At 66.8% G+C, this 19,545-nt stretch carries 18 protein-coding genes and 2 pseudogenes; 5 read left to right on the top strand and 15 right to left on the bottom strand.

Annotated features, from left to right (window positions below):
- Nucleotides 1-48 precede the first annotated feature (48 nt).
- Together GVY41_RS00095 and GVY41_RS00090 are read left to right on the top strand one after the other, a co-directional pair.
- On the top strand, nucleotides 49-972 hold the full coding sequence (locus GVY41_RS00095) for a LysR family transcriptional regulator (RefSeq protein WP_161342188.1): 924 nt from the start codon (nucleotides 49-51) through the stop codon (nucleotides 970-972).
- A 129-nt stretch (nucleotides 973-1,101) separates the two neighbouring features.
- Nucleotides 1,102-2,142: a recombinase zinc beta ribbon domain-containing protein gene (locus tag GVY41_RS00090; protein ID WP_229725904.1), complete on the top strand. Its 1,041-nt coding sequence runs from the start codon at nucleotides 1,102-1,104 to the stop codon at nucleotides 2,140-2,142.
- A 586-nt stretch (nucleotides 2,143-2,728) separates the two neighbouring features.
- On the opposite strand, the gene GVY41_RS00085 is transcribed toward GVY41_RS00090, so the two are convergent.
- Genes GVY41_RS00085 through GVY41_RS00070 form a run of 4 tightly spaced genes read right to left on the bottom strand, consistent with a single transcriptional unit; the run spans nucleotide 2,729 to nucleotide 6,878 of the window.
- The gene (locus GVY41_RS00085; RefSeq protein WP_161342184.1) at nucleotides 2,729-4,114 is read right to left on the bottom strand and encodes an aldehyde dehydrogenase family protein; all 1,386 of its coding nucleotides are present in this window, start codon (nucleotides 4,112-4,114) and stop codon (nucleotides 2,729-2,731) included.
- A gap of 22 nt (nucleotides 4,115-4,136) precedes the next feature.
- Entirely contained in the window at nucleotides 4,137-4,328 is a 192-nt protein-coding gene (locus tag GVY41_RS00080; RefSeq protein WP_161342182.1) for a DUF2783 domain-containing protein, read from the bottom strand.
- Nucleotides 4,316-5,896, bottom strand: a complete 1,581-nt coding sequence (locus tag GVY41_RS00075; RefSeq protein WP_161342180.1) for an FAD-dependent oxidoreductase — start codon at nucleotides 5,894-5,896, stop codon at nucleotides 4,316-4,318. Before GVY41_RS00075 ends, GVY41_RS00080 begins: the two co-directional genes overlap by 13 nt.
- A gap of 22 nt (nucleotides 5,897-5,918) precedes the next feature.
- Nucleotides 5,919-6,878, bottom strand: coding sequence for an MBL fold metallo-hydrolase (locus tag GVY41_RS00070; protein WP_188816004.1), 960 nt, complete (start codon nucleotides 6,876-6,878; stop codon nucleotides 5,919-5,921).
- Between the two features lie 96 nt (nucleotides 6,879-6,974).
- Here GVY41_RS00070 and GVY41_RS00065 point away from each other — a divergent pair, with 96 nt between their 5' ends.
- Nucleotides 6,975-7,706, top strand: coding sequence for a helix-turn-helix domain-containing protein (locus GVY41_RS00065; protein WP_229725905.1), 732 nt, complete (start codon nucleotides 6,975-6,977; stop codon nucleotides 7,704-7,706).
- On the opposite strand, the gene GVY41_RS00060 is transcribed toward GVY41_RS00065, so the two are convergent.
- From GVY41_RS00060 to hmgA, 7 genes are all read right to left on the bottom strand, one after another.
- Nucleotides 7,707-8,159 carry a MarR family winged helix-turn-helix transcriptional regulator gene (locus GVY41_RS00060; protein ID WP_161342176.1) on the bottom strand — a complete coding sequence of 151 codons (453 nt, stop codon included), beginning with the start codon at nucleotides 8,157-8,159 and terminating at the stop codon, nucleotides 7,707-7,709.
- A gap of 108 nt (nucleotides 8,160-8,267) precedes the next feature.
- Nucleotides 8,268-9,578: a TRAP transporter large permease gene (locus tag GVY41_RS00055; RefSeq protein WP_161342174.1), complete on the bottom strand. Its 1,311-nt coding sequence runs from the start codon at nucleotides 9,576-9,578 to the stop codon at nucleotides 8,268-8,270.
- Nucleotides 9,575-10,078 (bottom strand): TRAP transporter small permease, encoded by a 504-nt coding sequence (locus tag GVY41_RS00050; protein ID WP_161342172.1) that lies wholly within the window; start codon nucleotides 10,076-10,078, stop codon nucleotides 9,575-9,577. Before GVY41_RS00050 ends, GVY41_RS00055 begins: the two co-directional genes overlap by 4 nt.
- On the bottom strand, nucleotides 10,075-11,076 hold the full coding sequence (locus tag GVY41_RS00045; protein WP_161342170.1) for a TRAP transporter substrate-binding protein: 1,002 nt from the start codon (nucleotides 11,074-11,076) through the stop codon (nucleotides 10,075-10,077). The genes GVY41_RS00050 and GVY41_RS00045 overlap by 4 nt, the downstream gene beginning before the upstream one ends.
- On the bottom strand, nucleotides 11,073-11,732 hold the full coding sequence (gene maiA / locus GVY41_RS00040) for a maleylacetoacetate isomerase (protein WP_161342167.1): 660 nt from the start codon (nucleotides 11,730-11,732) through the stop codon (nucleotides 11,073-11,075). The genes GVY41_RS00045 and maiA overlap by 4 nt, the downstream gene beginning before the upstream one ends.
- Before the next feature lie 10 nt (nucleotides 11,733-11,742).
- On the bottom strand, nucleotides 11,743-12,954 hold the full coding sequence (gene fahA, locus GVY41_RS00035) for a fumarylacetoacetase (RefSeq protein WP_161342166.1): 1,212 nt from the start codon (nucleotides 12,952-12,954) through the stop codon (nucleotides 11,743-11,745).
- A 115-nt stretch (nucleotides 12,955-13,069) separates the two neighbouring features.
- A complete protein-coding gene (gene hmgA / locus GVY41_RS00030) occupies nucleotides 13,070-14,401 on the bottom strand; it encodes a homogentisate 1,2-dioxygenase (RefSeq protein ID WP_170301079.1) in 1,332 nt (443 codons plus the stop codon).
- Between the two features lie 143 nt (nucleotides 14,402-14,544).
- Between hmgA and GVY41_RS00025 the strand changes: the two genes are divergently transcribed.
- Entirely contained in the window at nucleotides 14,545-14,976 is a 432-nt protein-coding gene (locus GVY41_RS00025; RefSeq protein ID WP_161342162.1) for a MarR family winged helix-turn-helix transcriptional regulator, read from the top strand.
- Between the two features lie 17 nt (nucleotides 14,977-14,993).
- Here the strand turns inward: GVY41_RS00025 and GVY41_RS00020 are convergent, their stop codons facing one another.
- Together GVY41_RS00020 and GVY41_RS00015 are read right to left on the bottom strand one after the other, a co-directional pair.
- Nucleotides 14,994-15,704, bottom strand: coding sequence for a prephenate dehydrogenase (locus GVY41_RS00020; RefSeq protein ID WP_202456053.1), 711 nt, complete (start codon nucleotides 15,702-15,704; stop codon nucleotides 14,994-14,996).
- A 183-nt stretch (nucleotides 15,705-15,887) separates the two neighbouring features.
- Entirely contained in the window at nucleotides 15,888-16,925 is a 1,038-nt protein-coding gene (locus GVY41_RS00015; protein ID WP_161342158.1) for an AraC family transcriptional regulator, read from the bottom strand.
- Nucleotides 16,926-17,030: 105 nt separating this feature from the next.
- Between GVY41_RS00015 and GVY41_RS00010 the strand changes: the two genes are divergently transcribed.
- Nucleotides 17,031-18,479 carry an APC family permease gene (locus tag GVY41_RS00010; protein ID WP_161342156.1) on the top strand — a complete coding sequence of 483 codons (1,449 nt, stop codon included), beginning with the start codon at nucleotides 17,031-17,033 and terminating at the stop codon, nucleotides 18,477-18,479.
- Nucleotides 18,480-18,686: 207 nt separating this feature from the next.
- Here the strand turns inward: GVY41_RS00010 and GVY41_RS20650 are convergent.
- Together GVY41_RS20650 and GVY41_RS20155 are read right to left on the bottom strand one after the other, a co-directional pair.
- Nucleotides 18,687-19,025 (bottom strand): annotated as a pseudogene (locus GVY41_RS20650) (efflux RND transporter periplasmic adaptor subunit); the annotation flags it as partial.
- A 308-nt stretch (nucleotides 19,026-19,333) separates the two neighbouring features.
- Nucleotides 19,334-19,545 (bottom strand): annotated as a pseudogene (locus GVY41_RS20155) (hypothetical protein); the annotation flags it as partial.

Here is a 19,545-nt window from a genome sequence, read left to right as displayed (position 1 = left end):
CTGGAAAATCATATTGTTTGGAAGGTTTCTTTCTAGGAATTAGAACGCATGGACTCGCGCCAGCTGCGCTACTTCGCGGCGATCTACGACCGGCGCAGCCTGACCGGCGCGGCGGAAAGCGAGCGGGTGGCCGTTTCGGCGCTGAGCTATCACCTTGCGAACCTCGAGGCGGAACTGGGCTCGGCCCTGTTCGAGCGCAAGCCGCGCGGCCTGCATCCCACCGCGGCGGGCGAGCGGCTCAACACCCACGCGCGGGCGATCTTGCGGGCGATGGACGCGGCGGCGCGCGACCTGTCCTCGATCCGCGACACCGTGTCGGGCGAAGTAACGGTAGGCCTGGCCTATTCCGCGGTGAAGGCAATCGGAGTCGATCTGGCGCGACGGGTTCTGGCCGAATATCCGGACCTGACGCTGATCCTGTCGGAAAGCCTGTCGGGGACCACGCTGCTGCACCTCAAATCCGCGGATGTGGATCTGGCGCTGGTCTACAACCCGCCGCCCACAGCCACGCTGCGCGCCACGCCGCTGCTGGAAGAGACGATGGTGCTGGTCGGGCGGCGCGACATGATCGGCGACACCGATGCGCCGATCACCGTGGATGAACTGCTGACGCTGCCGATCATCCTGCTGCGGCAAGGCGTGTCGGCGCGGGCGCTGCTGGAGGATGTGCAGCTGCTGCGCAAGCTGGAGGCACGGGCCCGGTTGCAGATGAACTCGGTCCAGGCCATTGCCGGGTCGCTGGTAGCGGGCCTCGGCTGCGCCATCGGCACCAAGCTGTTCATGCGCGAACAGATCGAGTCAGGCGCGCTGCACTGGCGCCCGATCATCGACCCGGTGCTGACCCGGACGCTGTTCCTGTGCGAGATCGCGGACCGGCCGCCGACCATCGCACTGGAAACCACCCGCGCACTGATCCTGGGCCTGATCGCGCAGGCGGTCGCCAGCGGCGACTGGGAAGCGCGACTTCTGTGACCTTCCTCGGCCGCGGGAGGTCCGGCTGCCGGCCGAGTTGCCGAAGCTGCCGTGCGCAGCAGCCGTGGCGCGGCCCCTCGGAGGCTGACCTCGTCGCTGCGGGGAGATTAGGCTCATGGTCCGTTGAAGGTGCGGCAGCTCGATCTTCTCGTTCTCCGTGAATTCGAACATCTCTGTCCCGGGGAGATGCCGGTCGCCGTGGCGGCAGCCATGGTCTGCCGGATGTATGCTGACCGGCATGACACCCGGCACGGCCTTGCACTTACTGGTATCGACGGCGGAGGACGCCCCGCAGTTCACGGCAGCGGGTCTTGCCGAGCCGACACCCCGACGCAAGAGATCGCACTGGGTGCCGACTATCTGGCCGGCACGTCGGCCCGACGGTTCTGCGCCACACAGCAGGCCTTTGAGTGGCGATGTCTCATTATTCGGTTGCTGGTCTGCGGCTGCTGTGGCGGGAGCTACACGTTGGTCAACAAGACGCGCTACGGCTGCGCGTCGGTCCGGAACAAAGGTGAAGCAGTGTGCGGCAATCGCGCCAGCATCCAGCGCGAAGAGGTAGAAGACCGGGTCCTCGGCGGGCTGAAGCAGAAGCTTCTGCTCCTGGAACTCATCGAGGAATACCGCAAGGCCTGGAACGCGGCCCAGGCCGGGATCAGCGCCGGCCGCGAGAAGCAGGAGCGCGAGCTGGCGCAGTTGGAGAAGAAGATCGCGGCCATCCTGGCCGCAATCGAGGACGGTTTCTATCACGCGTCGATGAAGGCGAAGATGGCGGAACTGGAGGCAACGAAGGCCCAACTGACGGCCAGCCTGGCCGCAAGCCCCGAGCCCCCTGCCCTGCGGCTGCACCCGAGCCTCACCGGTCTCTACCAGCAGAAGATCGCGGATCTGGCGGCGGCTCTGTCGGACCCGGCGGTAACGGTCGAGGCGGCAGAGACGCTGCGCGGGCTGGTTTCGGAGATCCGGATGAACCCGGATCCGGATGCGCCTGGCGGCCATCATATTGAACTGGCTGGAAAACTTGCCGGGATCCTGGCGCTTGGGGGCCCGGATACGACAAAGCCCCCGCGGATGGCGAGGGCTGGGTCGGATTCGATGGTTGCGGGAGGGCGATCACAGAAATACTGCAACTTGCACTCCGCGGAGCGGCTCCCTCCGCTTGCTGCGTGAATCTTTAGGCCAGTTTGGCGATACCCGAGAAACTCGCTCCGGCAAGGAGTCGCTTGGCCGCTGTGGGAGGCAGAGCTGACTGTCAGCGCTGCGGCGCAGCGCCTGCAAACAATCCTCGGAGACAGATCATTCGCATGTGGCGTGGCGCCTGCCCCGGCCGAGCAGACAAATGCAGGCGCAGCAGACACCTGATGCAGCACTCGCGCAAGTGCCGATGCGACGATATACTTCTGCAAGAACGGACGCCGCCACAACGCGGGCCTGAACCGCGCCGGGTTTACCGGAGGCTCCAACTCCTGAGCAGGATGAAGCACCACGAGAAAGACCATGAACTAAGGCGAAGTGGCGGTGTCGTTCATCGCAGCGCACTGCGGGCGTATCGCGCCGTGCCGATCTGTGACGCGCTGCCGACCACCCTATCGCGCATCATGGACATCCGGCGAAGCGGGCCGGCCCCACATGTCTATCATCCCGCGCGCGCGACGGCAGGATCGTTCCGGTCCCGCGCGTGAGCCTCCGGCGCGGGGACAACACGACCCGGCCATGCCTCGCGGCGGCGTCCCTAACGCCGCCGCAGGGGCGGCTCTCAACCGAAGACGACCTGTGCTACCGTGTTCTCGGCCAGGCCCTCCTCGGCGAATTGGACGCCCATGCCCGATGATTTGACCCCGCCGAAGGGTGCATTGGGCTGAACCGCGCCGTGCTTGTTGATCCAGACCGACCCGCATTCGAGCTGCAGGGCCAGCGCCCGTGCCGCATCGGGGTCAGAGCTCCAGACCGACCCCCCGAGGCCGTTGGGGTTGTCGTTCGCAGCAGCCACCGCACCCGCGATGTCGGTGTAGCGGATGATAGGCAGAGCGGGACCAAATTGCTCGCGATCGACAAGCGGATCGCCGTTGGCAAGACCTGCGATGAGGGTCGGCGGGAAGAACAGCCCCTCGCCTGGCTTGCCGCCCAACAGAACCTGCCCGCGGTTCGCCGCGCTGGCCACAAGGCCGGACACGACATCGAACTGCATCCGGTTCTGGAGCGGGCCCAGGATCGACGCCTCGTCCATTCCGTCACCCACCGGGATGTTGCGGGTATATTCGACCAGCGCCTCGCACACCTGATCGTGGATGTCGTCATGGACATAGAGCCGCTTGAGCGCGGCACAGGTCTGGCCGTTGTTGATGAACGCGCCCCAGAACAGGCCCTCGGCGATCAGGCCCGGATCGGCGTCGGGCAGCACGATGCCTGCGTCATTGCCCCCCAGTTCGAGCGTCAGCCGCTTGAGCGTTCCTGCGGCCGAACGCATGACCTGCCGGCCCGTGGCGATGGACCCGGTGAAGACGATCTTGTCGATGCCGGGATGGCTGGACATCTCGGCCCCCAGATTGACGGCGCGGTCATCGCCGGTGACGATGGTCAGCACGCCCGCAGGGAGAACCGCCGAAGCCAGCTCCACAAATCGCAAGGCCGCCAGCGGTGTCAGCGGCGAGGGTTTCATGACGACCGTATTGCCGACGCGGAGCGCGGGGACGATGTGCCAGATGGCAATCAGCACCGGGAAATTCCACGGCGTGATCGACCCGACGACGCCCACGGGCTTGCGGTGCAACTCGACACGGCCGGCCGCATCATCCTGCAAGACCTTTGGGGGCAAGGAGAGCCCGGCGGTATAGCCCGCCCATGCGGCGGCCCCGCCGATTTCCCACCGCGAGCCGAGGCCGTTCAGCGGCTTGCCCTGCTCTTGCGTCAGAAGGCGCGCCAATTCTTCGGAGTGATCGGTCAGCAGCGCCGCGAGAGCGCGGCATACCTCGGCGCGCTGGTCATCGGAGGCCGCCGCCCAGCCAGGCTGCGCTGCGCGGGCCCGTGCCACCGCGCGGTCCAGATCGGCAGCGGTCATGTTGGGGGCTTCCCCGATTACGGCTCCGGTAGCGGGGTTGTGGACGGCGAAGCCTGCGGGTCTCCCGGTCGTCGAAATGGTCATCTTGTCCTCCCAGACGTTTGATTCAGAGCGGCCGTGCAGCGGCGATTGCCTCCTCGGTCACCTGCCGGTCGCCGATATGATTGATCAGGATCAGCGCCAGCCGCGACCACAGGCGCAGGCTTTCGGCATCGCTGAGTCCCTCGTGCATCCGGACCAACTGATCATAAAGATCGTCATGCTGGCTGAGGTTCAGCGTCAGGTTCAGTGCAGGCATGGCGCGGCCCCCTTCGCGCGTGACAGGGCGGATTGCACGGCAGCAGTCGTCGGCTGATGCCAGCGCGCGGCCACATATTGATCGGGGCGCACCAGACAAGCCGATCCTGGCGGCATCGCCAGCCGCGAGGCCGCTGCCTCGTCCAGCTGCAGCACACGCAACCCGGCGGGGGGATCGCCGTCCCAAGCATGGGTCAGCAGCGCGAAGTCATCGCCCAGAGTTTCAAGCAGCCAACCAGCCTGATACGGGGCGTCCAGCATCGGGCTGCCGGGTGGCACCCCGCCCGACCACGAAGCTTGATCCGGCGTGGAGAGGCTGCTGACGGGATAGCTGACCGGCGTGGACAGCCGGCCCGAGTTCACGAATGGCCGGGCAAAGGCGTGGTCGCGCGCCAGTTCCAGCACCGCGTCGCGCAGGGCCTGACTGGCTGTCGACTTGGGCGTCAGGAAATCGGTGGAGCGGGTCGAGTTCAGGATGTTCTCATCCGCCGTGACAATTGCCTCGTCATTATAGGTCTCGATCAGCGCGGCATCCGCCTGCCCGGTCAGGACAAGGTCCAGCTTCCATCCCAGATTGTCGATATCGGCGAAGCCGCCATTGCAGCCGCGCGCCCCGAAGGGCGAGACCAGATGCGCGGCATCGCCGGCAAAGACCACGCGCCCATGCACGAACCGCGCCATGCGGCGGCACTGGAAGGTGTAGACGGAATACCATTCGCGTTCGTATCGGACATCCTCGCCCAGCATGGCGCGGATGAAGGGATCGACGTTTTCAGGGCGCACCGCGGCCTCGCGGTCGACATTCCAGCCCAACTGGAAATCCAGCCGCCAGACGTTGTCGGGTTGTTTGTGCATCAGCGCCGAGCGGCCGGGGTTGAAGGGCGGGTCGAACCAGAACCAGCGCTCGGACGGCATCTCATGCGTCATGCGGATATCGGCGATGAGGAAGTTGTCCTCGAATACCCGCCCCTCAAAATCCAGCCCCATCTGGTCGCGCACGGTGGACCGCGCCCCGTCGCAGGCGATCAGCCAGTCGGCGTGCAGGGTGTAGCTGCCCGCATCCGTCTGCACCTCAACCTCCACCCCGCCCTGCAGCGGCGTGAGCGAGGTCAGGCGGTGGCCCCAGCGGATGTCGACATTGGGATGGGCGCGGCATCCCTCCAGCAGGTAATCCTCGATGTAATATTGCTGGATGTTGATGAAGCCGGGATTCTTCTGGCCCTTCACCGGCAGCATGTCGAACTGGTAGACGGGCTCCGGCTCCGCCCCCCAGAACACCTTGCCGAGGTTCCAGGTCACGCCCTTCCCGACCGCGGGGTCGCGCACGCCCAGCCGGTCCAGAATGTCCAGCGAGCGCTTGGAAAAGCAGATCGCCTTGGAGCAATGCGCGACGAAATCCAGCCGGTTCAGCACGGTGACAGCATGTCCGCGCCGCCCCAGATCCAGCGCCATGGCAAGGCCCACCGGTCCTGCGCCGATCACCACCACCGGCGCCCGGTCCTGCGCCGTCACGGGCGCTGGCGTGGCCCCGATCTCCTTGTAGACGGGAATGCCCGCGATATTTGCCATGATCTCCTCCCCTTTTCCCCGATCAGTCCTGCAGCTTGGCCCAGACCTCGCGGTCCCGCTCGGCCGTCCAGATGCGGGGATGCTCGATGCCGTCAAATTCATCCCACAGGCGCTGCACGTCGAAGGGCAGGCAATGCTCGAAGATCGGCCAGGCGCCGAACTCGGGGGCCAGCGCATCGCGTGTCGCCTCGAAGGCCGCGCGCAGAGTGCCGCCCGCCTTGTGGACGCGGCCGACATTCTCGATCATGCCGTTCAGGAACTTGCGGGTCTGTTCGACAGCGGCATCCGTCTCGGCCACGCCGCGCGAGACGGCGCCGCGCCCGCCGACCAGATTGTCGGCGCGGTAGGCCTTGACGTTGTCGAGCGTCTTTCCCGCCCAGTCGAAGTGATAGGCGTCGCCAGTATAAAGCGCGGCCTTGGACTCGACCAGATCGCCGGCGAACAGCGTGCGCGTCTTGTCGTGCCAGACGGCGACATCGCCGCCGGTATGGCCGCGGCCCACAAAGCGCAGCTCAAGCCGGCCGCGATCACCGCCGAGATCAATGTCGTAGCTGTCCTTGAAGGTGATGGTCGGCCAGGTCAGGCCGGGCACCTCTTCGGCGTTCTTGGCCAGGCGCGGCATCCGGCCGAACTCGCTCTTCCAGTCCTGCTCGCCCCGCTCTGCCACCAGATCGCGGCTGGCCTCAGACATCAGGATATCGACGGCGTCAAAGGCGCTGGCCCCCAGCACACGGACGGCGTGGTAATGGGTCAGCACCAGATAGCGCACCGGCTTGTCGGTCTGCTCGCGCAGGATCTTCAGCCACTCGCGCGAGGCGGCGGGGGTGGCGCGGCTTTCGATGGCGACGACGAAATCCTCGCCCTCGACGGCGCCGACATTGGGATCGCCCTCGGCGGTCAGCGCATAGACGCCCTCGCCCAGGGTTTCCAAGGTGTCGGTCTTGATGTCGGTATCGGCTGCGGATGCGAAGGGTTTCGCCATGATCTCTCTCCCGGTGAACATCAGGTCGAAATCATTTCTATTGCAACGATCTGCTCCTGTATGTCATCAGATCAGGGGACAGAGGGAGGAATCGTGATGCTGTCCGGCCTGATCGACCCAGACCGTGCCGGGGCGCTGCTGGAGGCGCGCGACGGCGGGCTGTTTGCCGAGCGCCTGCTGGATCTGGCGCAATCGGTCGCGGGCGTGGATGAGTTGTTCGCCTGCCGCGTCGTGGGGGATGTGCCGCAGACTCTGGCCTCGGGCAGCGATCTTGACGATGCATCGGACCGCGCCCATGCCTACTCCAGCCGCTTTCACCGGAGCGACCCGGCGCAGGACGCCCGGCGCGCGGCGCATCCGGGCAGCGGCTTTGCCTGCCGCATCCCGGCGGATGCCATCGTGCTGTCGCCCTATCGCAAGCTGTGTTTCGAGAAGCCGCGCTTTGCCGAGAAGATCTGCTTTGGCTGGCGGTTCCGGGAGGACTGCCTGATGGTCACCTTCTACCACCGCCGGTCGGGCGAGCATGTCGACATGGCCCAACTGGGCGGGCTGGCGCAGCTGGCGATCACCGGGCTGCGGCAAATCACGGCGGCGCCGTCCGATGCTGATATCGTCCCGCGGATCGAGCGGCGGCTGGCTGATGCGCATCCGGTGCTGACCCCGCGCGAACGCGCCGTCTGCGCCCGCTCCATGGCCGGCCACCCGGCGCGGACGATTGCCGAGGATCTGCAGATCGCGCAATCCTCGGTGCTGACCTATCGCCAGCGCGCCTATCTGAAGCTGGGCGTGTCTCGTTCGGCCGATCTGCTGGCGGCGGTGATGGGCTAGTCAGGACGCCGGATCCGGGGTCTTGGCCGTCTCTTCGATGGCCCGGCCAAGTGCGGCTATGCCTTGCAGCAGCGCGGCGTGATCCTCGGGCGACAGCGCCCCCAGAATTTCGGCCGCCCGCTTCTCGACCCCGGCAAAGGCCAGCGCGAACAGGCTGCGGCCTTCGGGCGTCACAGCATAGTTGCGCAGCCGCCGGTCGCTTCCCGACACCTCGCGCGTGATCAGGCCCTTCTCCTCCAGCCGGGTTGCGGCGCGGCTGACCTGCACCTTGTCCAGCGAGGTGCGCTGCGCGATCTGCAGCGAGTCGAGCCCGCCCGCATCCGCCAGCAGGAACAGCAGCCGCCACTCCTCACGCGAGAGGCCGTGATCGCGGCCATAGACCTTGACGAGCTGCCGCGAGAAGGCCGCGGCGGTGATGGCAAGCTGATAGGGGAAAAACGTCTCGATATGCATGTTCGCACCTTCGGCGGGCGGGCGGGGGGCGGGCGGCCTGATGGGTGTTATCGCGCGAAAGGCGCGAGGGGAACAGGGCGGAGGCCGCAGGGGGCCCCCGCCCTTTGGTCATCCGACCAGATACAGGGACAGGACCGGCAGCGCGATGATGATCGCCAGCCGGACGATATCGGCGATCCAGAACGGCACGACGCCGCGAAAGATCGTCCCCAGCGGCACGTCGGGCAGAACCGTGCGCAGCACGAAGACGTTCATGCCCACCGGCGGCGTGATCAGGCTGATCTCGGTCACCACCACCACGATGATGGCGAACCAGATCAGCACCGCCTCGGGGTCCTGCAGGCTGACCAGCCCGAAGTCGAGGTTCATCACCAGCGGGTAGAAGACCGGCACCGTCAGCAAGATCATCGACAGGCTTTCGAGGAAGCAGCCCAGAACCATGTAGACCAGCACGATCAGGATCAGCACCAGCCAGGGCGACAGGCCCATGTCTCCGATGACAGAGGCCAGCGTGTCGGGCAGGCCGGCGAAGGTGATGAAATTGCCGAAGATCTCGGCCCCGATGATGATGACGAAGATCATTGCCGAGGCCGTGGCACTGTCCAGAAACGCCCTCCACAGTTTGAGCCGCGAGAGGCCGCCGGTTGCGGCGGCGATCAGCAGGGCGAAGGCGGCGCCCATACCGGCAGCCTCGATGGGGGTGAAGAAGCCGCCATAGATGCCGATCATGATGAAGGCAAACAGCGCCAGCACCGCCGCCACGCTGACGGCATCGCTCCGGGTCAGCGGCGCGGCGGCAACGCCTTGCGGCGCAAGGCCGGGATTCAGGCGGACGGCAACCAGCACCGCCACCAGATAGCCGACGATCCCCAGCATCCCCGGCAAGATGCCGGCCAGGAACAGCTTGCCGATATCGGCCTCGGTCAGCAGGCCGAAGATGATCAGCACGACCGAAGGCGGGATCAGGATGCCAAGCGTGCCGCCCGCCGCGATCGACCCCGCCGCCAGGCTGTCGGCATAGCCGAAGGCCCGCATCGAGGGCATGGCGACCTTGGCCATGGTCGCCGCGGTGGCGAGGGACGAGCCGCTGACGGCCGAGAACCCGCCGCAAGACAGCACGCTGGCCATGGCCAGCCCGCCCCGCATCTTGCCGAACACCCGGTTGGCGGCGGCGAACAGCCCTTGCGCGATGCCCGATCCGGCCAGCACATTGCCCATGAAGATGAACAGCGGCACCACCGACAGCGAATAGTTCAGCCCGGTCTCGAACACCGCATTGCCGACCATCGAACCGGCAGGGCCCCATCCGCGCATGATGGCGAAGCCGACGCCCCCCACCAGCGCCATGGCAAAGGCGATGGGCACGCGGGCCAGCATCAAAAGCAGCAGGACGGCGATGGCGATCAAGGACAGGGTCATGTGCGGCCCCTCCGCATCAGCACGGCGATGGCAGAGACGGCACAGCTTGCGGCCGCCAGGAAGGCCAGCGGTGCCATCGGCAGCGCGAGGGACGCGCTGCGCGTGCCTTCATGCAGCTGCGCCGCGCCGATCAGCACCAGCCGCCAGGCAAACACCCCCAGCACCACTGCCGAGACCAGCCCGGCAAACCAGCCCAAGGCCGCCTGCGCCGCGGGCGGCAGCAGGTGCAGCGCCAGGTCGACCTCGACATGGCCGCCATCCGCCGTGGTCAGCGGCAGCGCCACGAAGACCAGCGCCGCCAACAGCATCTGCGTCAGCTCGAACGCGCCCCCGAAGGGGCGGTTCATCAGGTAGCGGCCCACCACGTCGATGCAGGTCACCGCAATCAGTGACAGGATCAGCAGGGCCGCCATCGCCGCCAGAAGGCGATACCATGTGGCCTGAACATGCGGGGTGCGCCCGGGGATCATGTCCGGGGGTGGGGCGTCGGGGTGCGTCATTCGATGCCGACCCCGGTGCGCTTGCGGAACTCGGCCAGTGCGGCGAGGCCGTCATACTCGCCCAGACCCTCGGCCCATTGCGCTTCCAGCGCGGATGCGGCCTCGCGCAGGGCGGTCACGACCTCGGGGCTGGCCTCGTGGAACTCGACCTTGTCGCCGACCTCTTCCTTGGCGGCAATGTCGGCGTCGTTCCAGGCCTTGCCCACCCGCTCGGCAAAAGCCGGGCCCGAGATGGCGTCGATGGCGGCACGGTCGGCCTCGGACAGGCCCTCCCACTTGCCCTCGTTCATCACCAGGAACCAGGTGGTGTTGTAGATCCCGCCCGGAACCGTCATCGAATACTTGATGTGGTCGGTCAGGTTGAAGGCGGTCATCGCCTCATAGGTGAAGGCCACGCCGTCGATCACGCCGCGCGAGAGCCGCTCATAGACCTCGGGCGAGGACATGAACAAGGGCGCCGCGCCAAGGGCCGCGACCAGGTCCCCGGCATAGCCGCCCGGCACGCGGATCTTCATGCCGGCCATGTCGGCAGGCGTCTCGATCTTGCGCTGGTTGTTGTGCAAGAGCCCGGGGCCGTGCATGAACAGGCCCAGCAGACGGGTGCCCGCATGTTCGGCGGAGGCGTCCAGCTGGCCGGTATAGATGTCCCAGTAGGCTTGCGAGTTGGTCACGGCGTCATCGCCGAGGAAGCTGAACTGCCCCAGTTTCGCGCGCTCGAAGCGGTCATCCTCGGTGAAGGAGTGCAGGCCATAGGTGATGTCGGCCACGCCGTCGCGGGCCATGTCGAAATGCGCGGGCGGCGTTCCCAGCGGGCGCGCCATGATCCGCACGGTGACGCGGCCTTCGGTGACCTCGGCCACCTCTTCGGCCCAGGGCTCGATGGCGTTCACCACTATGGGATGGCGCGGCGGCAGCCAGGACGACAGGATCAGTTCTTCGGCCAATGCAGGCGCTGCGCCCAGCAGCAGGGTGGCCAGCGAAAGTGTCAGGGTCTTCATCTTTGGTCCTCCATGACCCTCGCCTCCCGCGAGGGATTGAAATTGTCCGCATGTGCCGCCGCGAAGGCGGGGTGGTTGGCACAGGCTTCGGCGATGGCGGTGATGCGCGGCAGGTCAGCGGTCGCTACCCCCCACCGCGCGGCGTTGTAAAGCTGCGGGATCAGCGCGCAGTCGGCCATGCTGGGCGCGCCCCCGTGGCAGAAGGGGCCGGGGGTGGCCGCCAGCATCGCCTCGACCGTGGTGAGGCCACTGGCGATGTTGTCGCGGTTCCAGGCGGCGCGCGCCTCGGGGCCGGCCAGCGCCTCGACCCGGGCAAGAACCGCCAGGTTCGACACCGGATGGATCTCGCAGGCGATGGCCAGCGCCACGGCACGGGCCTGCGCCCGCGCAACGGCGCCCTCTGGCAGCAGCGGCGGCAGCGGGCGCGTGTCGTCGAGATAGTCAAGGATCGCCAGCGACTGGGTCAGGCGCAGCCCGTCGATCTCCAACACCGGCACCAGCCCCTGCGGGTTGAGCGCCAGATGTCCCGCCCCCCGCTGATCGCCCGCCACCAGATCGACTGGCACCCGGTCATAGGCGATGCCCTTCAGCGCCAAAGCGATCCGCACCCGCCACGAGGCGGAGGACCGCCAGTAATCATGCAGCCGCACCGTCATGGCCATACCGTCATGGCTGGGCAGGCAGGATGCGGCCCGTGCAGGGACCGAAGCCCACGCGGAACCCCTCGCCCTGGGCAAAGCCGAACAGCCCGACCTCATCCCCGTCCTCGATGAAGGTGCGCGGGGCGCCGTTCACGGTGACCGGCACCTTGCCGCCCTGCGTCATCTCCAGGAGGGCACCAGTCTGATCTGCCGCGGGGCCGGAAATCGTGCCCGTCCCCAGCAGATCGCCCACCCGCATCGGGCAGCCAGAGACGGCATGGTGGGCCAGTTGCTGGGCGCTGGACCAATACATGACGGTGTAGTTCGTGCGGGCCATCTGCTGGTCGTTCATCGTCCACCCCAGGGTCAGGTCGTAGAACCCGGGGCGATCCTCACGCAGATAGGGCAGCAGATCGTTGTCGCGGGGGGCGCCTGCGCTTCGGAACGGCTCCAGCGCCGCCTGCGTCACGATCCAGGGGCTGATCGTGGTGCCAAGCGCCTTGGCCTGGAACGGCCCGAGCGGCTGATACTCCCACGCTTGAATATCGCGCGCCGACCAGTCGTTCAGCAGCACATAGCCAAAGATCATGTCTTCGGCCTGATCGACCCCGATACGCTGGCCCATGGTGCTGTCCGCCCCGACGATGGCGCCCAGCTCCAGCTCCAGATCCAGACGGCGGCAGGCGGTCCATTCGGGACCGGCCTCGCCCTTGACCTGCCCCATCGGGCGCCGGATGTCGGTGCCCGAGACGACAACCGACGACGCCCGCCCGTTATAGCCGATGGGCATATGCGTCCATTGCGCGGGCAGCGCGTTCTCCGGCCCGCGGAACAGCACACCTACGTTGAAAGCATGGTTCTTGGAGGCATAGAAATCGGTGAACTCGGTGACCCGGATCGGCAGATGCAAAGTCACCTCCGCCATCGCCAGCAGGGGAAGGTCGCGCGGCCCGTCCGCGGCCAGCAGTTCGGTCAGCCGGGCACGGGTGCGGTCCCATTCGGCCCGGCCCCGGGCGATGAAGTCGTTCATCTGCGGTGCTGCAAAAGTGCCGCCCGCGTCGATCAGGCCAAGCGCCTCGCAGGCGGCAAGGTCCAGCACCTTGTCCCCGATCGCGACTCCGCAGCGTGGCCCCGCACCGTCACTCGAAAACACGCCATAGGGCAGGTTCTGGATGGGAAAATCGCAGGAAGGGTCGTTCGCGGCAGTCACCTGGCTGCGCGGGATCTGATGCGTCATCGGAAGTCTCGCTTGTCTTGTGCGGAAGTGGGGCAGCAGAACGTTTCAAGTGAAACGAATAGCAGATATTGTTACGCTTGCAACGATAATCGGGTGGCGGGCGAACCCGCCCCCCTCATTTCATCCCCGGCGTGCCGTCGAACTTCTTCTGCAGCTGGTCCCAGACCTCGATATATTCCTGCTGCATCGGCGCCTCGCGGGCGGCGAATTCGGTCAGGTGCTGGGGGAACCGGGTCTCGAACATGAAGGACATGGTGTTGTCCAGCTTTTCGGGGCCCAGCTCGGCGTTGCTGGCACCTTCGAAGGCGTCGCGGTCAGGGCCGTGGGGCAGCATGCAATTGTGCAGGCTGATCCCGCCCGGCGCGAACCCTTGGGGCTTGGCGTCATAGACGCCGTAGATATTGCCCATCAGCTCGGACATGATGTTCTTGTGATACCACGGCGGCCGGAAGCTGTGCTCTGCCACCATCCAGCGCTCGCGGAACAGCACGAAGTCGATATTGGCGGTGCCCTCCTGCCCCGAGGGCGCGGTCAGCACCGTGAAGATCGACGGGTCCGGGTGGTCGAACAGGATCGCACCGACCGGCGAGTAGGTGCGCAGGTCATATTTGTAGGCGCAGTAATTGCCGTGCCAGGCGACCACATCCAACGGGCTGTGGCCGATATGGGTTTCATGGAACTGGCCGCACCATTTGATCACCACCCGGCTTGGCACCTCGCGGTCCTCGAAGGCGGCCACGGGGCATTTGAAGTCGCGCGGGTTGGCAAGGCAGTTGGCGCCGATGGGGCCGCGGCCGGGAAGGTCGAACTTCTGGCCGTAATTCTCGCAGACAAAGCCCCGGGCCGGACCCTCCAGCACCTTTACACGGTAGACGAGGCCGCGCGGAAGGATGGCGATCTCTTTCGGCTCGAGGTCGATCACGCCCAGCTCGGTGCAAAAGCGCAGGCGCCCCTCTTGCGGGACGACCAGCAACTCGCTGTCGGCGGAGAAGAAATACTCGTCCTGCATCGACTGCGTGACCAGATAGACATGGGTGGCCATGCCGACCTGGATGTTCACGTCCCCCGCCGTGGTCATCGTGCGCATGCCCGTCAGCCAGGTCAGCGGCTGGTCGGGCACCGGGATCGGGTCCCAGCGATACTGCCCCAGGCTGGTCACGCCCGGCAGCACATGCGGCGCGGTCTTCCAATGCGGCAGGTCGATGGGCGTGAAGCGGCCGGTGTGATGGACCGAGGGGCGGATGCGATAGCACCATGTCCGCTCATTCTGGCCGCGCGGCGCGGTGAAGGCCGTGCCCGACAGCTGCTCGGCATAAAGGCCGTAGTTGCACTTCTGCGGGCTGTTCTGGCCCTGCGGCAGGGCACCCGGCAGCGCTTCGGTCTCAAAGTCGTTGCCGAAGCCGGGCATGTAGCCGATATGCGGGCCGGCCGAGGCGGCGCGGGTCATGCCTTGCGGCAGGTCATCAGTCGTCACGGCAGTCCTCCGTCAGATTCGTTGCAGTTGCAATGACCGTATCGTTGCTGGCACAACGATGTCAAGGCCGTTGCATCAGCAATGATTTTGCGCAACCCTGCGCACAGGAGGCCGCGATGCCATTTCACCTCGACACCTTCCTGCCCTACCTGCTGTCCGTCGCGGCGCACCGCACCAGCGCAAGGTTCAGCGCGCTCTATGCCGCCGAGGCCGGGCTGACGATCCCGGAGTGGCGGGTGCTGGCGCATCTGGACCATTCGGGCGCGGCCAGCGTCCGCGATATCCACAACCTCGTGCATCTGGACAAATCCGTGGTCAGCCGCGCGGCCTCGCGGCTGGAGCTTGCCGGGCTGGTCCAGAAGGAAGGCGACCCGGACGATCGCCGCCTGATCGTGCTGCAGCTGACCGAGGACGGCCGCGCCTTGATGCAGCGGCTCAGCCGCGTTGCCGACAGCTTTCAGGCGCAGATCCTCAGCGAGCTTGGAGCGGATGGCCCCGCCCTCGCCCGCGCCCTGCGCCAGTTGGGACCGGGCCAGCCCGGCGACTGACCCGGCAAGGGGGCATTTCAGTCCCCAAGAAGCTGCGCCAGCCTTTGACGCAACGCGGGCATATGCGGGTTGCCGCGCGTCACCGCGTCAAAGACCTCGGGCGCATCCTGCCCGACCATGCCCAGCCCCTCCATGATCAGGTCAAAGCTGCGGGTGCGGATCTTGGGATGCGGGGCAAGCTCGCGCATCGCATGGGCCAGCAGATGCGTCAGCCCTTGGGTCAGGGCCGCGTGGCGGTCATGCTCCTCGGGCGAGGACAGCACGATCTGCAGCCGCAGACGATGGCGCAGGAACGCGGCGATCCGCCGCCAACCGGTGCCGCGTAACGGGCACAGCACCACGCGCTGGCCCGCCAGCCCCGTGCGCGCGCTTTGCGGGCCGAAGAGGGGATGGCATCCTAGCAGCTGCACTTGCGGGGGCAAAAGCTCCTGCATCAGCTGCGCCGGTTCCTGCTTGATCGAGCAGGTGTCGATGACAATCTGGCCGGGGCGCAGATGCGGCGCGATCTGGCGCAGGCACCCGACGAAGGCAGGAACCGGCACCGCCAGCACCACGATGTCGAAGGCGCCAGCGCCGGATATCTGCACGACCGGCAGATCGGTGCTGCCGTGATGCGCCGCCGGATCGCAGACCGCGACCGTCAGGTGGGGTGCCAGATGGGTGGCCATCAGCCGCCCGAAGGCACCGAAGCCGATGATGAGCACAGAGGGGGGCAAATGACGGGACATGGCGATTTCCTTGAAAGGAGGAGGCGCCAGGGTCCGGGGATGTCTCCGATATGCGACCGCTGGCGGGCGCAGCGGTGACATGGCAAGGCCGTCCGCTGCTCAGGGCAGCGGGAAATAGCAGCTTTGCAGGGGGCGGCTTGTCGATCTCATGCTGCGGGCCAGTATCGGCGCCGGGTGGACCTGTCAATCCTCCCGGTGCCGCGAGGGCGGCTTTCCGGTCCCGCGCTTGAACGCGCGCCAGAAGGCGGTGCTGTCGGCGTAGCCCAGCTGCCGCGCGATCTCGCTATGCGACGCGTTGCGGTCGCGCAGGCGGGCGCTGCCCAACTCCAGCCGCGCTTCCTGAACCAGCGCCCGAAACGACAGGCCGAGGTCCGACAGATGGCGTTGCAGGCTGCGTGGCGACATGTGCAGGACATCAGCGAGCAAGCTGATCGTCACCGGGCGCTGGCCAAGATTGAGACGGATCAGCCGCCGCACCTGCTGCGCCAGATCCGAGCCGCCCGGGTGCGGGGCCAGATCGGCCAGATGCCGGGACAGGATCGCCATGAGCCCGCTATCCTCGGCCCGCTGCACGCGCTCGGCAGCCTCGCGGTCGAACAGCAGACGGTTGGCCATCTGCCCGAAGCTGGGGGCAGTGCCTAAGACGCGGCCAAGGGCTGCAGCTTCGGGCGGCGCGTCATGCTCCAGATGCAGCGCCACCGGGCGCCCCGCCGCGCCAAACGCCCCCCGTGCCAGCGCGATGGTGGCGGAGAGCGTGTATTCCGAGTCCTGCCGGCGCGGCCACAGGGTCGGGTCCTCCAGCCGGTAGCTCCACACGAGATGCGCATCCTGCACCTCGACCCGGATCGAGGTGCCGTCCTGCCAGGCGTTCAGCACCTCGGCCAGCCGCGCCAGCCCGCGCTTGAGCGTGGCGGAACTGGCGAAGAGCAGGCCGACAGGCCCCAGATCGGTGGCGCTGAAACTGGTGCCCGCGCGCGCGCCAAAGACAGGATCGCCGGCCGTGACCGCCGCTTCCTCCAGGAACGCCACATAGTGATGCAGCGGGATCTGGGAATAGGGGTCCGACAGCTGTGCGCGGGTCAGCTTGTGCCGCGCCAGCAGAGCCGCCGCAGGAAGGGCGCTGCGATCCAGCATTCGCAGGACCGGGCTGAGCGACGAGGCGCGGATCAGCGGCGCGAGACCGCGCGGCCCCTCGGGCTCTGGCGCAAAATATCGAATCATTGGCGCAATCCGCAATTTGGTGAGGCCTTCCGATCCCATAGCATTTGTTGCAGTTGAAATGAACAGGGCGGCGCCAGATCGTCCCGCACCAACAGGGAAACGACCATGTCACAGACAGCTTCGGGGGGCGCGAGCCTTCCCGCGGGCCTTGCCCGCAATTCCGTCGGCACCACGCATATCGTCTTCTTCGTCGTCGCGGCGGCGGCACCGCTTGCCTCGGTCGTGGGGGCCTCGCCCGCGGCCTTCGCCTTCGGCAATGGCGCCGGGGTGCCGGGCGTCTACCTGCTGGCCGGCCTGATGTATCTGATCTTCGCGGTGGGCTTCACCGCCATGAGCCGCAGCGCAGGACCGGCGGGCGGTTTCTACACCTATATCGCCAAGGGGCTGGGCCGCCCGGCAGGGGTCGCGGCGGCTTCGATCGCACTTCTGACCTACAAGATGATCCAGCTGGCGGTCTACACGCTGTTTGGCATCTTCTTATCGGGCACTCTGGCGGGCCTCGGTATCGAGATCGCATGGTGGGCGCCGGTGCTGGCCGTCATGGCGCTGGTCTGGCTCTGCGGCGCCCGCAACATCTCGTTCTCGGGCCGTCTTCTGGGCCTGTGCATGTTGGCCGAGATCGCGATCCTCTTCGCGCTGAGCGTCGGCATCCTGATGGGCGGCGGCGGGCCCGAAGGGATCACCCTCACTTCCTTCGCCCCGGCAACGGTCTTCAGCCCCGGCCTCGGCGCGGCGCTGGTCTTCGTCGTCGGATCCTTCATGGGATTCGAGGCGACCGTGGTCTTCAGCGAAGAGGCCCGCCATCCCGAACGCACCATCCCGCGGGCCACTTTCGCGGCCGTGGCGCTGATTGCCGGCTTCTACGCCTTCTCGACCTGGTCGATCACCCAGTTCTATGGCCCGGCCAATGCGCAGGCCGCAGCGCAGGCGGGGCTGGAGAGCTATTTCTTCACCGCCGCTGCCGAGGTTCTGGGCCCGTGGTCGGTGACCGCCATCGAGATCTTGCTGATCGTCAGCCTGTTCGCTTCGGCGCTAGCCTTCCACAACACGGTCAACCGCTATTTCTTTGCCCTTGGCCGCGAGGGCGTGCTGCCCCGCTTTCTGGGCAACGTCCATGACCGCCACGGCTCTCCGCATGTTGCTGGGCGGGCGCAAAGCGTCATCGCGGGCCTGCTGCTGATCGCGGCGGTGGTCTCGGGGCTGGATCCCTATGCGGCGATCTTTTCCTGGACCTCGGCCATCGCCGTGATCGGCATCCTGTCTGTGCAGATCCTCGTCTGCTTTGCCATCATCGCCTGGTTCGGCCGCAACCCCCACGGCCACGGCGCCTGGACGCGGCTGGCCGCCCCGGCCCTGTCGATCCTCGGCCTCGCGACCGGGCTGGTGCTGGTCATCCTGAACCTGCCGCTGCTGGCGGGCGACAGCCCGGTGATCTGGACCTTCCCCTGGCTGGTGCTGGCCTTTGGCCTGATCGGGGCAGGTTATGCCATCTATCTCAGATCCCGCCGGCCCGCGCTCTACGATGCGCTTGGCGCCGCCGTGACGGAGGTCTGACCCATGAGCCTGATCAACCCGATCCGTATGCAGAAGCTGGACGCGCTGAACTACTACACCGCGACGCGCAAATATGACGTCAGCTTCCCCCGCCTGACCCAGGATATCGATTGCGACGTGGTGGTTATCGGCGGCGGCTTTTCTGGCGATTTCCGTCCAGGACAGCTCGGACTCTGCAATCTGCAAATCGGCCTCGGCGCTTTGCACATCGGCGCGCGCTTCGGCGACGGTCGCGCGGGCGCTGTCCACGTCGGCGGTGGTGGCGCCGGTGCCCTCCAGCCGCTCCAGCCGGGTCAAGGTGGTTTCAGCCGCGTCCAGCACGGCCTTGGCCTTGGCAAGCATCGCCTCTGCCGACGAGCGCGCTGCCTCGTAGCTGGCAGAGTCCAGACGGAAGAGCGGCGTGCCAACCTCGACCTGGCGGCCCGGCGCATACAGGATCTCGGTGACCACGCCGCCAACCCTCGGGCGGACCTGCGTTTCCTCAAACGCAACGGCGCGGCCCGGGATCGTGTAGCTGCGCGCGACAGGCTCCAGCGTCAGCTCCATCACGCCAACCTCGGTGGGTCCCGCAGGGGCACCACCGGGCGGGGGGCCGCCTTGGGCAATGGCCGGACCAGACAGAAGGGCAAGGGCGACAAGCGCCGGGACCAGGCGGTCGATGCGTAGGGGGGTCAGCATATCTTCTCTTTCCTGTCCGGTGGGGGAGGCCACGTGGCGGTCCATCACCCGGGGTCCGGGCGCGCCTGATGTCTGTGGTCACCGGCATCGTCACACGCATGTCAGGACGCGGCAAGCGGCGAGGCCTTCCGCGTCCTGGATGGACAGCTGCCGTCGCCTCTTGCGGGCGCCGGGGGTTATCTCAGCAGCGTGTCGAGCAGCCCAAGAACCGAAACAACCTTGGAGGAGCGGCTGTCGACCAGCACAAGGTGGTCGTTGACCTGTTTGATCCCATGGTTTGATGGTGCGATCCTTTCGAAGGAATGGAAGGAAGCACTATGGGACAAGTTCGTCACGGGAGCGCCACGACCACGCACGCCGTCAGAGCAGCAATACAGCGATCGCAAGC

The organism is Frigidibacter albus (genome assembly GCF_009908165.1).
GTDB classification, from domain to species: domain Bacteria; phylum Pseudomonadota; class Alphaproteobacteria; order Rhodobacterales; family Rhodobacteraceae; genus Frigidibacter; species Frigidibacter albus.
Note: the sequence above shows the minus strand (reverse complement) of the source record. Positions and strands in the feature narration are given on the sequence as shown.

Excerpts from the sequence above, each read along its gene's own strand:
- hmgA (WP_170301079.1), bottom strand. The coding sequence starts at position 14,401 with ATGACCCGCGCCGCCTCGGCCGGCCCGCATATCGGCTACATGCCCGGC.
- maiA (WP_161342167.1), bottom strand. The coding sequence starts at position 11,732 with ATGACGGTGCGGCTGCATGATTACTGGCGGTCCTCCGCCTCGTGGCGG.
- GVY41_RS00045 (WP_161342170.1), bottom strand. The coding sequence starts at position 11,076 with ATGAAGACCCTGACACTTTCGCTGGCCACCCTGCTGCTGGGCGCAGCG.
- GVY41_RS00050 (WP_161342172.1), bottom strand. The coding sequence starts at position 10,078 with ATGACGCACCCCGACGCCCCACCCCCGGACATGATCCCCGGGCGCACC.
- fahA (WP_161342166.1), bottom strand. The coding sequence starts at position 12,954 with ATGACGCATCAGATCCCGCGCAGCCAGGTGACTGCCGCGAACGACCCT.
- GVY41_RS00075 (WP_161342180.1), bottom strand. The coding sequence starts at position 5,896 with ATGGCAAATATCGCGGGCATTCCCGTCTACAAGGAGATCGGGGCCACG.
- GVY41_RS00085 (WP_161342184.1), bottom strand. The coding sequence starts at position 4,114 with ATGACCATTTCGACGACCGGGAGACCCGCAGGCTTCGCCGTCCACAAC.
- GVY41_RS00015 (WP_161342158.1), bottom strand. The coding sequence starts at position 16,925 with ATGATTCGATATTTTGCGCCAGAGCCCGAGGGGCCGCGCGGTCTCGCG.
- GVY41_RS00060 (WP_161342176.1), bottom strand. The coding sequence starts at position 8,159 with ATGCATATCGAGACGTTTTTCCCCTATCAGCTTGCCATCACCGCCGCG.
- GVY41_RS00070 (WP_188816004.1), bottom strand. The coding sequence starts at position 6,878 with ATGGCGAAACCCTTCGCATCCGCAGCCGATACCGACATCAAGACCGAC.
- GVY41_RS00025 (WP_161342162.1), top strand. The coding sequence starts at position 14,545 with ATGCCATTTCACCTCGACACCTTCCTGCCCTACCTGCTGTCCGTCGCG.
- GVY41_RS00020 (WP_202456053.1), bottom strand. The coding sequence starts at position 15,704 with ATGTCCCGTCATTTGCCCCCCTCTGTGCTCATCATCGGCTTCGGTGCC.
- GVY41_RS00095 (WP_161342188.1), top strand. The coding sequence starts at position 49 with ATGGACTCGCGCCAGCTGCGCTACTTCGCGGCGATCTACGACCGGCGC.
- GVY41_RS00080 (WP_161342182.1), bottom strand. The coding sequence starts at position 4,328 with ATGCCTGCACTGAACCTGACGCTGAACCTCAGCCAGCATGACGATCTT.
- GVY41_RS00065 (WP_229725905.1), top strand. The coding sequence starts at position 6,975 with ATGCTGTCCGGCCTGATCGACCCAGACCGTGCCGGGGCGCTGCTGGAG.
- GVY41_RS00055 (WP_161342174.1), bottom strand. The coding sequence starts at position 9,578 with ATGACCCTGTCCTTGATCGCCATCGCCGTCCTGCTGCTTTTGATGCTG.
- GVY41_RS00010 (WP_161342156.1), top strand. The coding sequence starts at position 17,031 with ATGTCACAGACAGCTTCGGGGGGCGCGAGCCTTCCCGCGGGCCTTGCC.